This is a genomic window from Agrobacterium sp. BT-220-3 (assembly GCF_025910175.1).
Classification (GTDB): Bacteria; Pseudomonadota; Alphaproteobacteria; order Rhizobiales; family Rhizobiaceae; genus Agrobacterium; species Agrobacterium oryzihabitans.
Genome location: NZ_JAPAIX010000002.1, coordinates 1 through 13,722, shown reverse-complemented (window position 1 = coordinate 13,722; position 13,722 = coordinate 1). Strand labels below are relative to the sequence as shown.

The window sequence follows — 13,722 nt, the reverse complement described above, 5'->3', positions numbered from 1 at the left end:
AATAGAACGTGGAACGATTAAAACGAAAGTGAACGAAACGGTTTTATTATTCCATTTTGTCGGCGCTTTGGTTTTTTCGTGTGCTCGTGCTCGTGCTCGTGCTCGTGCTGCGTGATAGGGCGTTGGGAGAGGCTCCTCGGATGCGGCGTTGGTGATTTTTCTTGAGACACAGCCTCCCTTCATTCCTGTGCTTGTCACAGGAATCTAGCCAGACCAAGTCCTTGGGCTGAAAAGACTCATACCGCCACGCAGACGCGCGTCGGCTGGATTCCTGTGACAAGCACAGGAATGAGGGTGGGAGGATGCGGGTGCTTTTGTGGTATTGATATGTTATTACATTACGTATTAAAGTGCCGCAAATCCTATAACCATAAAGGTGCGGCAGTGTTCGGAATGAAGCGGAAGAAGGCAATTGCACCAAAAGACGATTCGGCTGTCGCGCCATCCTCCCGCACCGTACCGGTCACCCTGCTCACCGGCTTTCTGGGTGCGGGCAAGACCACGCTTCTGAACGAACTTCTGGCCGATCCGGCGATGCGCGATGCCGCCGTCATCGTCAACGAGTTTGGTTCGGTGCCCATCGATCACGGTCTGGTCCGAACGGGTTCGGAACGTTATTTCAGAACTACGACAGGCTGTATCTGCTGCACGGCCATCAGCGATATCCGAACCTCCCTTTACGAGTTGCATCAGGCCTTTCTGGAGGGGATGACGTCGGAAATATCGCGGGTTGTCATCGAAACCACGGGCCTTGCCGATCCCGCGCCGATTATCAACAGCCTGATCCCCGGCGGCACAGCGGCTATCGGCCTGCGGGACCATATCGTCGCCCGGCACTTTCATCTCTCGGGCGTCGTCACGGCCTTCGATGTCACCTCGGGTCGGGTAATGCTCGACAGTTTCATCGAGGGCTGGAAACAGCTCGCCTTTGCCGACCACATCGTTCTGACCAAAACCGATCTCGCCGATGCAACCGCGATGAGCCGCGAAAGCCTCTCCGATCTCAATCCCGCCGCCGCCCTGCATGACCGCAACGCAGGCGATTTCGATCTTCTGTCGCTGTTTGCGGAGGCGAATTATTCGTTGCGCGGCAAGCCGGAGGATGTGCCGGGATGGCTGGCGGTCGACAGGCTGAACCTGCATGCCGGCCATGACCATGATATCAACCGACATGGTGCGGGTATCGAGGCTTTCGATCTGACATTTGACGGGGCGTTCGACCCGCAGGCGATTGTTACCTTTCTCGAACTCGTCACCAGCAATGTGCATTCCGGTCTGCTGCGGCTCAAGGGAATTTTCGGCGCGACGGATGATCCGGAGCGTCCGGTGGTCGCCCATGCCGTGCAACACCGGCTTTATCCGCTGAGTCGGCTGGAGCGCTGGCCTGACGGCAACCACGCGACGCGAGTCATCCTCATCGGCAGGGATATGCCGCAGCGGCCGATCCGCGATCTTTTTGACACATTGGCCTCACAGGCGGGGCGAAAGGTTTATCGATGACGGCGAGAACAAATCCGCTGGCGCGCAGCGGCTCTGCCATCGTTTCGCAGGCCCGCCTTCTGAAGCAATGGACACGGGAGCTGCTTTGCCTCTCAGCGGATGACACCGTTTCCGTCAGCGAGCTTTCCTGCGCGCTGCCGGATTGCCCGCCCATGGAAACCGTGATCCTCGTTCTGTCCACATCCGGCGAAAGCCGGCAATGGTCTGTTCACAAGGCACTTCTGGATGTCGCGTTTGACGATATTGTCAGCGCCATTGCCGCCGAACCGCCTGAAGCCGGCCGTGAGTAACACCGCCGCGCTTGACGGCAACCACCGTCATCCGGCACTTGGGCGGCGGCGGCACGATTCGCTGATTGTGAAGGGGAAGGGATGGCCGATCTGGCGGTATATGCGGGCTTGTTTCTGACGGCCTTTGTCGCGGCGACCATCCTGCCCATGCAGTCGGAGGCCGCACTTGCCGGCCTCATTCTTTTGAAAGCCCAGCCCGTCTGGCTGCTGGTCGCTGTGGCGAGCGCCGGCAATGTCGCCGGCTCCTTCGCCAACTGGCTGCTCGGCCGAGGCATCGAGCGCTTTCGGCGCAGGCGCTGGTTTCCCGTCGGTGAAGCGGCGCTGCAAAGGGCGCAGAACTGGTACAGGCGTTACGGCAAATGGTCGCTCCTTTTAAGCTGGGCGCCGCTGATCGGCGATCCGCTGACGGTTGCCGCCGGGATCATGAAGGAGCCGCTGCCGATTTTTCTTCTGCTCGTCACCATCGCCAAGGTTGGGCGTTATCTCGTGCTGACGCTGGTGACGCTGAATTTTCTCTGAATTCTCTCGTCGTCATGCCGGACTTGATCCGGCATCCAGCCACGGCGCGTCTGCGCCGTGAAAACACTCTTTCGCGATCAAGGACTTGATCGGGCTGGACCCCGGATCTAGTCCGGGGTGACGGCGTGTGGATGCTTCGCCTTAGCCAAAAAGCTTTACTCAAGCCGCCTGCCGATCCCAGCTGGCGAAGGGATCGGGCAGGTGCCGCCACGCATCCGGCGTGAAAGCCTCGGTGTCGATAAGGCAGGCATCAAGCTGGGCGCGGATGCGCGCTTCGCTCATCGGATCGGAGCCGATGAAGACGATTTCCTGCCGGCGGTCGCCAAAGACCGGATCGAGATAGGGCTTCATCATGTCGAGAAACTGCTGTTCGCGCGGCCATTGTTCCCTGGGCACGGCAGACCACCACAGGCCCATCTTGCCGGTGCGCACCAGTGCGCCCGCCTGGCTGATCTCGCCGACATAACCCGGCCGGGTGGCCAGCCAGAAGAACCCCTTGGCGCGCACCACGCCCGGCCAGGCGCGGTCAATGAAGCGCTGGAACAGCACGGGATCGAACGGCTTCTTGGCGCGATAGACGAAGGAGCGGATGCCATATTCCTCGGTCTCGGGAATATGGTCCTTGAAACCGTGCAGTTCCTTGAACCACAGGGGATGTTCTTCGGCTCTGGCGAAATCGAAACGGCCGGTGCCCAGCACTTCTTTCAGTTCCACCTTGCCGAAATCCGCCTCGATGAGTTTCGCATCCGGGTTCAGCCCGACGATGATCTTGCGGGCGGCGTCCCGCTCATCCGGCGTCGCGGTGCCGATCTTGTTCAAGACGACGACATCGGCGAATTCGATCTGCTCCACCAGAAGGTCGACGATGGTTCGGTTGTCACCTTCGCCCGCCGTCTCGCCACGGTCTGCCAGAAAATCGGAAGAGCCATAGTCATTGAGAAGATTGGCGGCATCCACCACCGTCACCATGGTGTCGAGATGCGCCACATCGGAAAGGCTGCGGCCGTTCTCGTCACGAAAATCGAAGGTGGCTGCGACCGGAAGCGGCTCGGCGATGCCAGTGGATTCGATCAGGAGATAATCGAACCGCCCCTGTTCGGCGAGTGCCCGCACCTCTGTCAGAAGATCATCGCGCAGCGTGCAACAGATGCAGCCATTGGTCATTTCCACAAGCAGTTCCTCGGTGCGGGAAAGATTGGCGCCGCCATCGCGCACCAGTGCCGCGTCGATATTGATCTCGCTCATGTCGTTGACGATCAGCGCGACCCGCAGACCATCGCGGTTGGCGAGTATATGGTTCAGAAGCGTCGTTTTGCCGGCGCCGAGAAAGCCGGAGAGGACGGTGACAGGGAGTTTTTTCGACATCAGGACCTCGTTTTATAGCAACGGTATTGTGGGCTTCACAGCGGCCACGGCAGGCGATCTGGAAACGATGTGGCTTACTGCACCATTGTTTCCCGATATGTAACGTAATAACATTACATGCATGCATCGTGTCAACATGTGGTCGGAAAATTGCGGGTCAAGTCGGATAGTCGCTCGCGCGGACGAGTAAAAAGTGCCCTCTCGTCATTGACGATAAGGCTGGCGCTACACTTGCCGTCATCCTCGGGCTCGACCCGAGGATCCATAGCCCGGTGCGACCATGGACCCTCGAGGCAAGCCCGAGGGTGACGGCGTGGGTGGGGTAGAGTCCGCCTTTCCAAGAGTTAATGTTATTTCATTACGTATTCGTTTGACGAATGTAATAACATTACATATTAGGGGTCATCAATTGAAATCCTGCCCCGGAGGGATCGATGAACGATCCGTGCCTTGCCTTCAAAAATCTGACGCTTGGATATGGCGGCCGCGCAGCGGTGCATCATCTGGATGGCGATATCGCCAAGGGCTCGCTCACGGCGGTGGTCGGCGCCAATGGGTCGGGAAAATCGACGTTGATGAAGGGTATTGCCGGCATTCTGAAGCCACTCGGCGGTGAATGCCGTGTCAGCCCCGGCGTTTCCATTGCCTATCTGCCGCAGCAATCTGAACTCGACCGTACCTTTCCGGCGCAGGTGCGTGATCTCGTTGCGCTTGGTCTCTGGCCGAGGCGCGGCCTGCTCGGCCGCCACCGTTCTGAGGATCGGGTGGCGATGGCCCGCGTGCTGGAAGTGGTCGGGCTTTCCGGTTTTGAAAAGCGCAATATCGATTCACTCTCCGGCGGCCAGCTGCAGCGCGCCCTGTTTGCACGCGCCATGTTGCAGGATGCGCAACTGATTCTGCTGGATGAACCATTCAACGCCGTCGACGAGCGCACCGTGTCCGATCTTCTGGCGATGATCGAGGCCTGGGTTGCTGAGGGGCGGACTGTTCTGGCCGTTCTCCATGACCAGCAATTGGTACGGCAGCATTTCCCGCAGACGCTGTTCCTCGCACGAAAACTCGTTGGACTTGGCCCGACGGCCGACGTCCTGAAGGCGGATAACATCCGGCAGGCGCGGCATTTCCACGAGGCGTGGGAGGAAAATGCGCCCTGGTGTGAACCGGCTGACGCACCTGTGCTCAATACGCGCGCCGTAAGTTCGCCGGTGGCGCCCGCACATTCTCATTCCCCCTCCCACGCGAATTCGAATGCCCATGGCTGATATCTTCATCGAACCATTCGTTCAGTATGTCTTCATGCAGCGCGCCCTTGCCGGCGCCTTGATCCTTGCCATCAGTTGCGGGCCGGTCGGAGTTTTTCTGATGCTGCGCCGCATGAGCCTGACGGGTGACGCCATGTCACACGCCATCCTGCCGGGTGCTGCCGTCGGCTTTCTGTTTTATGGCCTTGAGATTTTGCCGATGACCATCGGCGGGCTGGTTGTCGGCCTTCTGGTCGCGCTCGGTGCCGGTGCGGTATCGCGTTTCACCATCCAGAAGGAAGACGCCTCGCTTGCCGCCTTTTATCTCATTTCGCTGGCGCTTGGCGTGCTGCTCGTCTCGTGGCGCGGCTCCAGCGTCGATCTCATGCATGTGCTTTTCGGAACGGTGCTTGCGTTGAACAATGAAGCGCTAGGCCTGATCGGCGGGATCTGCATCGTGACGCTGGGGGTGATCACGGTGTTCTGGCGGGCGCTGCTGGCGGAATGCCTCGATCCCCTGTTTCTGCGCTCCGTCAGCAACTGGGGCAGCCCCGTGCACTTCCTCTTCCTCGCCATCGTCGTTCTCAATCTGGTCGGCGGGTTTCAGGCGCTTGGAACCCTGCTTTCGGTGGGGCTGATGATGCTGCCCGCCGCCGCCAGCCGCTTCTGGTCCAACCGCGTCGCGCCCATGTGTTTCATCTCCATCGGCATCGGCATTGTCTCCTGCTTTGCGGGCCTGCTTCTTTCCTATCACGCGTCGCTGCCATCCGGCCCGGCGATCATCCTCTCTGCGGGCGTCATCTATGCGCTCTCCATTCTCGTCGGCACGCGTGGCGTGCTCAGCGATCTTCTCGGTTCCGGTCGTCACAGAACGGCCTGAAAAACAGCGTTCGAAAAAGGAGAACCTCATGTTCAAAACCTTCCGTCTAGCCACTTGCGCTAGCCTTCTCTCCCTTTCCCCGGTCCTGATGGCGCAGGCGTCCGCCGCCGAACTCAAGGTCGTGGCCAGCTTCTCGATCATCGCCGATTTTGCCAAAAATGTCGGCGGCGACCGCGTCGAGATCACCACGCTCGTCGGGCCGGATGGCGATGCGCATGTCTATGAGCCGCGCCCGGCCGATGCCGTCGCCGTCAGCAAGGCGGATGTGGTGCTGGTCAACGGCCTTGAATTCGAAGGTTTCCTGAAGCGGCTGATCGACACCAGCGGCACCAAGGCGCCGGTGGTGGAACTGACCAAGGGCGTGGAACCGCTGAAGCTTTCCGACGAGCCGGCCGGTCACGCCCATCCGGAGGCAGAAGAAGAGGAAGCTCACGACCACAAGGCAGAGGAGGCGGGTCACAAGCTCGAATCCGCTGAGGCGCATGACCACGACCATGAGGGGCACCACCATCATGGCGAGTTCGATCCGCATGCCTGGCAGTCGATCAAGAATGCGGAAATCTACGTAAAGAACATCGCCGGTGCATTTTGCGAGGTCGACAAGGCGGGTTGCGCCACTTACACCGCCAATTCCGAAGCCTACGTCGCCAAGCTTGCGGCTTTGAACGAGAAGGTGAAGACCGAGATTGCCACCATTCCGCCGGAGAAACGCGTCATCATCACCTCGCATGACGCCTTCGGATATTTCGAGCACGCCTATGGCCTTGAATTCCTGGCGCCCGAAGGCGTCTCGACGGAATCGGAAGCATCGGCGGCCGACGTCGCCAAGCTTGTGGACCAGATCAAGCACGACAAGGCCTCGGCCATCTTCGTCGAAAACATCACCAACAAGCGGCTGGTGGACCAGATCGCCAGCGAAACCGGCCTGAAGGTGGGTGGCACGCTCTATTCCGACGCGCTTTCCACGGCTGACGGCCCGGCCGCGACCTATATCGACATGGTCAACCACAACATCAATACCATCAAGGCGGCTGTTCTCAGCCAGTAAGTCCTCGATTTTCTGTGAGCCTGGGGAGGGTGATCCGCGTCACCCTCCCTATTTTTTGGGGCAGTCCCGCTCTGCCTGCCGGATTTGCTTCGCCCCATGCTGGTTGACAATCGATTTACCTTTTGAAATGGTAAGATGTCAGACCAATTTAAAGGGCACGTCTTGGACAGATCCAGCCGCGAACTGATGCAGCCTATTCCGCCCAGCGACCGCGTTCGCCAGGTTGAGGCCGCACTTTCGGACTATGTCGAGAGAGCAGGGCTGAAGGCTGGCGACCGGCTGCCGGCCGAGCGGGAACTAATGGTGGCGCTCGGTGTCGGCCGTTCCACCATCCGTGAAGTCATCCGCAAATTTCAGGCGCTTGGCGTCATCGACAGCCGCAAGGGCAGCGGCAATTATCTGTTGAAGCCTATTTCCGCCGCCACCGTGCATATGCCGATTTCCATCGATGCGGAGAGCCTGCGCGACGCGCTGCTGATGACGCTGGAAGTGCGGCGCGGCATTGAGGTGGAAGCCTCCATGGCCGCCGCGCGCCGCCGGACGGCTGAGGATATCGCCACGATGGAAGCGCGGCTCGACGAAATGGAGCGGGTGCATCTGGCCGAGGGAACCTCCGGCAAGGCCGACCTTGCCTTTCATCTTTCGATCTACGATGCCACCCACAACACGCTTTTCAAGCAGCTTCTGGAGCAGATGCGCGAAGGTTTTGAACGCTTCTGGTCGAAGCCGTTCGACCGCCCGGATTTTGCCGGTCGCTCCTTTCCCTTTCACCGCACGCTGTTCAACGCCATCGCCGCCGGCGATGCGGAGACCGCCCGTGAAGAAACACTGAAAATCCTCGCCGTCGTCGAGGAGGATATCAAGGACATGTCGAAATGAACCAAGGCAACGATCTCTTCGATCCCGCCTCCCTGATCGTCGCGCATGACGAGACCCACGCTTTTGAAGCCGTGGTGCCGCCCCTCGTGCAGACCTCGCTTTTTACCTTTTCCAGCTATGACGAGATGGTCTCCACCTATCGCGGCGAAAAGGTGCGGCCGGTCTATACGCGCGGGCTGAACCCCACCGTGCGCCTGTTCGAGGAGATGCTGGCGAAGCTGGAAGGTGCCGAAGATGCGCTCGGTTTTGCAAGCGGCATGTCGGCCATTTCCTCCACCGTGCTCTCCTTCGTCTCGCCGGGTGACCGTATCGTCGCGGTCCGCCATGTCTATCCCGATGCGTTCCGCCTGTTCGGCACCTTCATGCAGCGCATGAATATCGAGGTGACCTATGTTGACGGCCGCGATGAGGCGGCGGTTGAAAAGGCGATGCCGGGCGCAAAACTGTTTTACATGGAAAGCCCGACCAGCTGGGTGATGGAGGCCCATGATGTCGGTGCACTCGCCGCGATTGGCAAGCGGCACGGCGCCGTCACCGTCATAGACAATTCCTGGGCAAGTCCGGTCTTCCAGCAGCCGATTACGCTCGGCGTCGATCTCGTCGTGCATTCGGCCTCGAAATATCTCGGCGGGCACAGCGATGTGGTGTCCGGTGTGGTGGCTGGTTCCAAGGCGATGATCGACCGCATCCGGGCGGAGACCTATCCCTATCTCGGCGGCAAGATGTCGCCTTTCGATGCCTGGCTGCTCATTCGCGGGCTTCGCACCCTGCCGCTGCGCATGAAGGCGCATCAGGCCTCGGCGCTTGAGATCGCAACCCGCCTGCAGGCGCTCGATGTGGTGGAGAAGGTCTGCCATCCGGGGCTGGCGAACCGCCTGCCGCCCGGCCTCAATGGCACGTCCGGCCTGTTTTCCTTCATTTTCAAGGAAGGGGTGGATGTGCGCGCTTTTGCCGACCGCCTCAAGCTTTTCAAACTGGGTGTTTCCTGGGGCGGGCACGAAAGCCTGATCGTCCCCGGCGAAGTGGTGCTCGAACAGAAGGCGCAGCCGAACTCCGCCCACACCTTCGGCATCAGCGCGCGTTCGGTGCGCCTGCATATCGGACTGGAGGGCACGGAGGCGCTCTGGAACGACCTCGAACCCGCGATCAAGGCGGCGTCTGCCGCCGCCTGACGCGTTTTTAAACCGACGACAAAAAGGGGAGAACGACATGAAAAAACTGGTAGCAGCAGCAATCTTCACCGCCCTGATGACCGGAACGGCGCTGGCGGACACGACCTTGAAACTGGTCGAAGTCATCACAAGTCCCGAGCGGACGGAAACGCTGAAGGGCATCGTTTCGAAATTCGAAGCGGCCAATCCCGGCACCAAGGTGGAAATCATCTCCCTTCCGTGGAGCGAAGCCTTCCAGAAATTCGCCACCATGGTGTCGGCCGGCGATATTCCCGACGTGATGGAAATGCCCGACACCTGGCTTTCGCTCTACGCCAATAACGGCATGCTCGAAAGCCTCGAGCCCTATCTCGCCAAGTGGGAGCACACAGCAGGCCTCAGCGAGCGCACGCTCGAACTCGGCCGCGACGTGAAGGAAACGGCCTATATGCTGCCCTATGGTTTCTACCTCAGGGCCATGTTCTACAACAAGAAACTGCTGGAACAGGCCGGCGTGAAGGAGCCGCCGAAGACGCTCGACGAGTTCGCCGATGCCTCCAAGAAGGTCGCGGCACTTCCCGGCAAATACGGCTATTGCCTTCGCGGCGGGCCGGGTGGCCTTAACGGCTGGGTCATGTTCGGTGCATCCATGGCGGGCTCGAACGAGTTTTTCACCAAGGACGGCACATCCACCTTCGACAGCCCCGGCTGGGTGAAGGGCCTGACCTATGTGATTGATCTCTACAAGAACGGGCTGGCGCCGAAGGACAGCGTCAACTGGGGCTTCAACGAGATCGTCGCCGGCTTTTATTCCGGCACCTGCGCTTTCCTTGATCAGGATCCCGATGCCCTTATCGCCATCGCCCAGCGCATGAAGCCGGAAGATTTCGGCGTCATGACCATGCCCAAGGGACCTGACGGCAAGACTTTCCCGACCATCGGTTTTGCCGGCTGGTCGATGATGTCGAAATCCGAGAACAAGGACCTGTCCTGGAAGCTGATCGAGACGCTTGAAGGGCCGGAAGGCAATATCGAGTGGAACAAGAAGACCGGCGCGCTGCCGGTGCACAAGTCGGCGGAGAAGGATCCCTTCTATGCCAGCGAGCAGTTCAAGGGCTGGTTCGACGAACTCGCCGACAAGAACGCCGTGCCGACGACGATGCCGACCTATCTTGAGGAATTCGCCTTCTTCAAGGATTCGCTTGTGATCAAGACATCGCAGGAAGCGCTTCTCGGCGATATCACGCCGGAAGACCTCGCCAAGCAATGGGCTGATTACATGACCAAGGCACAGCAGAAGTTCCTGGCCTCGAAGTAACGACACTGACCAGCCGCGCGGGCGAAAAATGCCCGTGCGGCGGGTCTTGCCGGCCTTCGCTGCGACAGGCCTTTTCCTGCAATTTTTCGGATCGGTAAGCCGAGAGGCTGGAAAACCCGTCCGTTCCGTCGTCCGTTCAGGGAGCGATACAATGTCCTATGCCCATGGTGCCGGGCCGGTGGCCGCGCGCAAACCGGCTGGCAAACCCGCGATGCGAAGGTTTGCCGATTGGGCCGAACCCTGGCTCTACAGCGCGCCCGTGCTGGTGCTCATCGTCGCCGTCATGCTGGTGCCGCTGGTACTCGGCCTTTCCTATGCCTTTCGCGATGTGCAGCTGCTCAATCCGTTTTCCGGCGGTTTCGTTGGCCTGAAACATCTGGAGGCGCTGTCGCAGGATGCGGCCTTTTACCGGGCGCTGAAAAATACGCTGTGGTGGACGGGCGCTTCGGTTTTCCTGCAATTCTTCTTCGGCCTCATTCTGGCGCTGCTGCTCGATAAACCCTTTGCGGGCAGGGGGCTGGCGCAGGCGCTGGTATTCCTGCCATGGGCCGTGCCGACCTTCCTTGCCGGTCTCAACTGGGCGTGGCTGTTCAACCCGGTCATCGGCCCGCTGCCGCACTGGATGGTCTCGCTCGGGCTTTTATCTGCGCCCAACAATATTCTCGCCGATCCGCATCTCGCCATGTGGGGGCCGATTATTGCCAATGTCTGGTGGGGTATTCCCTTCTTCGCCATCACCCTGCTTGCCGCATTGCAGGCGATCCCGCGCGATCTTTACGAGGCTGCGGAAATCGACGGGGCAAACCCGCTGCAGCGTTTCACCTCCATCACCCTGCCGTTTCTCGCGCCCACCATCGCCATCACCATTCTGCTGCGCACCGTCTGGATCGCCAATTTCGCCGATCTCATCATCGTCATGACCAATGGGGGACCGGCCGACCGCACGCAGATCGTCGCCAGCTATATCTTCACGCAGGCCTTCCGACGTCTCGATTTCGGTTATGCCTCGGCCATCGCGCTGGTGCTTCTGGTGCTGCTTCTGGCCTATTCCATGCTGATCGTGCTGTTGCGCCAGCGCCTGATCGAGAAGGACTGACCGATGACATCAAGGATATTCCTCACCCTTGCCCATCGCCTCGCGATCCTCGCCTATATCGCCTTTGCGCTTTTTCCGCTGTTCTGGCTGCTCAAGGTCTCCGTCACGCCGAATGACCTGCTTTACAGCGAAGGTGTGCGGATGTGGCCCTCGCGCGCGACATGGGATCACTATCGTTTCGTCATAGAAAACAGTGCCTTCCCGACGTTTTTTAAGAACAGTGTCATCGTCGCCGGCTCCACGGCGCTTGCCGTCACGGTACTCTCGTCACTATCAGGCTATGCGCTGTCGCGCTTCCGCTTCAAGGGCAAATACTGGATCGTCGCGCTGATGCTGATTACCCAGATGTTTCCGCTGGTCATGCTGGTCGCGCCGATCTTCAAGATGCTGTCGCCGCTCGGCCTCACCAACAGCCTGACGGGCCTCGTCATCGTCTACACCGCCTTCAACGTGCCCTTCGCCACCTTCCTCATGCAGTCGTTCTTCGATGGCATTCCGAAGGATCTGGAAGAGGCGGCGATGATTGACGGGGCAAGCCGGTTTACGGCCTTCCGCCAGATCATCCTGCCGCTCACCTTGCCGGGCATCGCCGCAACGCTCGGCTTCGTCTTCACCGCCGCGTGGAGCGAGCTTCTGTTTGCGCTGATGCTGATTTCGGGCAATCAGAGCGCCACCTTCCCGGTCGGGCTCCTGACCTTCGTTTCCAAATTTTCCGTCGATTTCGGGCAGATGATGGCCGCGGGCGTTCTGGCGCTCATTCCGGCCTGCCTCTTCTTCCTGCTCATTCAACGTTATCTCGTGCAGGGCCTGACGGCCGGCGCGGTGAAAGGATAATCCCATGGCTTCCATCGAGCTGAAGAATGTCGGCAAGACCTATGGCGACTTCGCCGTGCTGCATGGCGTCGATCTCAAGATCGAGGACGGCGAGTTCATCGTCCTCGTCGGCCCCTCCGGCTGCGGAAAATCGACGCTTCTGCGCATGATCGCGGGTCTGGAAGAGATATCATCAGGTGATTTGTCCATCGACGGCGAGCGTGTCAACGATCGCAGACCGAAGGATCGCGACATCGCCATGGTGTTCCAGTCCTATGCCCTCTATCCGCATATGAGTGTCGCCGACAATATGAGCTACAGCTTGCGCCTGCGCCGCAGCACCAAGGAAACCATTGCGGCCGCCGTGGCCGGCGCCTCCGCAAAGCTCGGGCTCGATCCCTATCTGGCGCGCCGTCCAAAGGCGCTCTCCGGCGGCCAGCGCCAGCGCGTTGCCATGGGCCGCGCCATCGTGCGCCAGCCCAAGGCCTTCCTGTTCGATGAGCCGCTCTCCAATCTCGATGCCCGGCTTCGCGAGCAGATGCGCGCCGAAATCAAGCGCATGCATGCCGATCTTGGCGCAACCTCGGTTTACGTCACCCATGACCAGATCGAGGCGATGACGCTCGCCTCGCGTATTGTCGCGATGAATGCCGGCCATGTGCAGCAGATCGGCGCGCCGCTCGATCTTTACGATCGCCCCGCCAATCTTTTCGTCGCTGGTTTCATCGGCTCACCGGGCATGAATTTTCTGGAAGGGCGGATCGGACGGGAGAATGGCGGCAGTTTCGTTGTGCTCGGCGATGGCACGCGCCTTGAACTCGCCCGCGATGTGAAGCTTGCCGACGGTGAACCTGTCACACTCGGCATCCGGCCGGAACATGTCACTGTTTCGCCCGCCGAGGGCGGTGTCGAGGCAACCGTCGATCTCGTTGAGCCGACCGGCCTCGGCGTCATCCTGCATCTCACCGTACACGGATTGCCCTTCAAGCTGTTTTCATCGGACCGGGCGCTGTTGCAGCCGGGCAAGTTCCTGCGGGTCGGTTTCCCGCAGGAACGGCTTCATGTCTTTGACAGAGACGGTGTCAGGATCGGCGAGGCGTGAGGTTTGGCATAGTACTCGGCAGGAAGATTTTCTGTGCGGTTGCACATCCACCTCCGTCATTCCGGCCTTGAGCCGGAATCCAGCCGACGCGCGTCTGCGCGGCGAGAGACCCCTTTCAGCCCAAGGACTTGGGCTGGCTGGATTCCGGCTCAAGGCCGGAATGACGGAAAGTTGGGAGCCTTCGCAAACGCCGCGCCTCTGGCGTCAGATTATCCTTCCAGTCTCCCCGTCATATCGCCTTACCCTTTTCATCGAACCTGTGGATCTTTGTCTCGTCGGGCGTAATGAAGACGGTATCGCCATGTTTGCATTCGAACTCGCCGTCGGTGCGGGCGGTGATCGGGCCGATGCCTGACACCTCGAGATGCAGGAAGGTATCCGATCCGAGATGTTCGGCAACGGTGACCTTGCCCTGCCACAGGCCGCTGTCCTTCGACAGCTTCAGGTGCTCGGGCCGCACACCGGCGGTGGTGGCGCCCTTGCTGCGGGCGTAATCGCCGGTCACCAGGTTCATGCGTGG

At 60.1% G+C, this 13,722-nt stretch carries 14 protein-coding genes; 12 read left to right on the top strand and 2 right to left on the bottom strand.

What is annotated here, in order from left to right:
- Positions 1 to 393 precede the first annotated feature (393 nt).
- From OK142_RS06710 to OK142_RS06700, 3 genes are all read left to right on the top strand, one after another.
- On the top strand, positions 394 to 1,500 hold the full coding sequence (locus OK142_RS06710) for a CobW family GTP-binding protein (RefSeq protein WP_498681776.1): 1,107 nt from the start codon (positions 394 to 396) through the stop codon (positions 1,498 to 1,500).
- A complete protein-coding gene (locus OK142_RS06705) occupies positions 1,497 to 1,790 on the top strand; it encodes a hypothetical protein (protein WP_082185869.1) in 294 nt (97 codons plus the stop codon). Before OK142_RS06710 ends, OK142_RS06705 begins: the two co-directional genes overlap by 4 nt.
- 81 nt (positions 1,791 to 1,871) lie before the next feature.
- Entirely contained in the window at positions 1,872 to 2,309 is a 438-nt protein-coding gene (locus OK142_RS06700; RefSeq protein ID WP_498681774.1) for a YqaA family protein, read from the top strand.
- Positions 2,310 to 2,468: 159 nt separating this feature from the next.
- On the opposite strand, the gene OK142_RS06695 is transcribed toward OK142_RS06700, so the two are convergent.
- Positions 2,469 to 3,674, bottom strand: coding sequence for a GTP-binding protein (locus tag OK142_RS06695; RefSeq protein WP_082185871.1), 1,206 nt, complete (start codon positions 3,672 to 3,674; stop codon positions 2,469 to 2,471).
- 434 nt (positions 3,675 to 4,108) lie between these two features.
- Between OK142_RS06695 and aztA the strand changes: the two genes are divergently transcribed.
- From aztA to OK142_RS06650, 9 genes are all read left to right on the top strand, one after another.
- The gene (gene aztA, locus OK142_RS06690) at positions 4,109 to 4,936 is read left to right on the top strand and encodes a zinc ABC transporter ATP-binding protein AztA (RefSeq protein WP_216332390.1); all 828 of its coding nucleotides are present in this window, start codon (positions 4,109 to 4,111) and stop codon (positions 4,934 to 4,936) included.
- On the top strand, positions 4,929 to 5,795 hold the full coding sequence (gene aztB / locus OK142_RS06685; RefSeq protein WP_003499987.1) for a zinc ABC transporter permease AztB: 867 nt from the start codon (positions 4,929 to 4,931) through the stop codon (positions 5,793 to 5,795). The genes aztA and aztB overlap by 8 nt, the downstream gene beginning before the upstream one ends.
- A gap of 28 nt (positions 5,796 to 5,823) precedes the next feature.
- Positions 5,824 to 6,843 (top strand): zinc ABC transporter substrate-binding protein AztC, encoded by a 1,020-nt coding sequence (gene aztC, locus OK142_RS06680; RefSeq protein WP_498681772.1) that lies wholly within the window; start codon positions 5,824 to 5,826, stop codon positions 6,841 to 6,843.
- Between the two features lie 186 nt (positions 6,844 to 7,029).
- On the top strand, positions 7,030 to 7,722 hold the full coding sequence (locus OK142_RS06675) for a FadR/GntR family transcriptional regulator (protein WP_003499983.1): 693 nt from the start codon (positions 7,030 to 7,032) through the stop codon (positions 7,720 to 7,722).
- Complete coding sequence (locus OK142_RS06670) at positions 7,719 to 8,894, top strand: PLP-dependent transferase (protein WP_498681770.1); 1,176 nt, start codon at positions 7,719 to 7,721, stop codon at positions 8,892 to 8,894. The genes OK142_RS06675 and OK142_RS06670 overlap by 4 nt, the downstream gene beginning before the upstream one ends.
- 37 nt (positions 8,895 to 8,931) lie before the next feature.
- Positions 8,932 to 10,191 carry an ABC transporter substrate-binding protein gene (locus tag OK142_RS06665; RefSeq protein ID WP_444759906.1) on the top strand — a complete coding sequence of 420 codons (1,260 nt, stop codon included), beginning with the start codon at positions 8,932 to 8,934 and terminating at the stop codon, positions 10,189 to 10,191.
- Between the two features lie 151 nt (positions 10,192 to 10,342).
- Complete coding sequence (locus OK142_RS06660) at positions 10,343 to 11,287, top strand: carbohydrate ABC transporter permease (RefSeq protein ID WP_003499971.1); 945 nt, start codon at positions 10,343 to 10,345, stop codon at positions 11,285 to 11,287.
- 3 nt (positions 11,288 to 11,290) lie between these two features.
- Positions 11,291 to 12,121 carry a carbohydrate ABC transporter permease gene (locus OK142_RS06655; RefSeq protein ID WP_003499970.1) on the top strand — a complete coding sequence of 277 codons (831 nt, stop codon included), beginning with the start codon at positions 11,291 to 11,293 and terminating at the stop codon, positions 12,119 to 12,121.
- Positions 12,122 to 12,125: 4 nt separating this feature from the next.
- Entirely contained in the window at positions 12,126 to 13,202 is a 1,077-nt protein-coding gene (locus tag OK142_RS06650; protein ID WP_498681767.1) for an ABC transporter ATP-binding protein, read from the top strand.
- 229 nt (positions 13,203 to 13,431) lie between these two features.
- Here the strand turns inward: OK142_RS06650 and OK142_RS06645 are convergent.
- Positions 13,432 to 13,722 (bottom strand): TOBE domain-containing protein (locus OK142_RS06645; RefSeq protein WP_498681766.1); only part of this gene is annotated, 291 nt, incomplete at its 5' end.

What these genes read in the sequence shown, in the direction of transcription:
- aztC (WP_498681772.1), top strand. Translation starts at nt 5,824, where the DNA reads ATGTTCAAAACCTTCCGTCTAGCCACTTGCGCTAGCCTTCTCTCCCTT.
- OK142_RS06705 (WP_082185869.1), top strand. Translation starts at nt 1,497, where the DNA reads ATGACGGCGAGAACAAATCCGCTGGCGCGCAGCGGCTCTGCCATCGTT.
- aztA (WP_216332390.1), top strand. Translation starts at nt 4,109, where the DNA reads ATGAACGATCCGTGCCTTGCCTTCAAAAATCTGACGCTTGGATATGGC.
- OK142_RS06655 (WP_003499970.1), top strand. Translation starts at nt 11,291, where the DNA reads ATGACATCAAGGATATTCCTCACCCTTGCCCATCGCCTCGCGATCCTC.
- OK142_RS06650 (WP_498681767.1), top strand. Translation starts at nt 12,126, where the DNA reads ATGGCTTCCATCGAGCTGAAGAATGTCGGCAAGACCTATGGCGACTTC.
- aztB (WP_003499987.1), top strand. Translation starts at nt 4,929, where the DNA reads ATGGCTGATATCTTCATCGAACCATTCGTTCAGTATGTCTTCATGCAG.
- OK142_RS06660 (WP_003499971.1), top strand. Translation starts at nt 10,343, where the DNA reads ATGTCCTATGCCCATGGTGCCGGGCCGGTGGCCGCGCGCAAACCGGCT.
- OK142_RS06700 (WP_498681774.1), top strand. Translation starts at nt 1,872, where the DNA reads ATGGCCGATCTGGCGGTATATGCGGGCTTGTTTCTGACGGCCTTTGTC.
- OK142_RS06675 (WP_003499983.1), top strand. Translation starts at nt 7,030, where the DNA reads ATGCAGCCTATTCCGCCCAGCGACCGCGTTCGCCAGGTTGAGGCCGCA.
- OK142_RS06670 (WP_498681770.1), top strand. Translation starts at nt 7,719, where the DNA reads ATGAACCAAGGCAACGATCTCTTCGATCCCGCCTCCCTGATCGTCGCG.
- OK142_RS06710 (WP_498681776.1), top strand. Translation starts at nt 394, where the DNA reads ATGAAGCGGAAGAAGGCAATTGCACCAAAAGACGATTCGGCTGTCGCG.
- OK142_RS06665 (WP_444759906.1), top strand. Translation starts at nt 8,932, where the DNA reads ATGAAAAAACTGGTAGCAGCAGCAATCTTCACCGCCCTGATGACCGGA.
- OK142_RS06695 (WP_082185871.1), bottom strand. Translation starts at nt 3,674, where the DNA reads ATGTCGAAAAAACTCCCTGTCACCGTCCTCTCCGGCTTTCTCGGCGCC.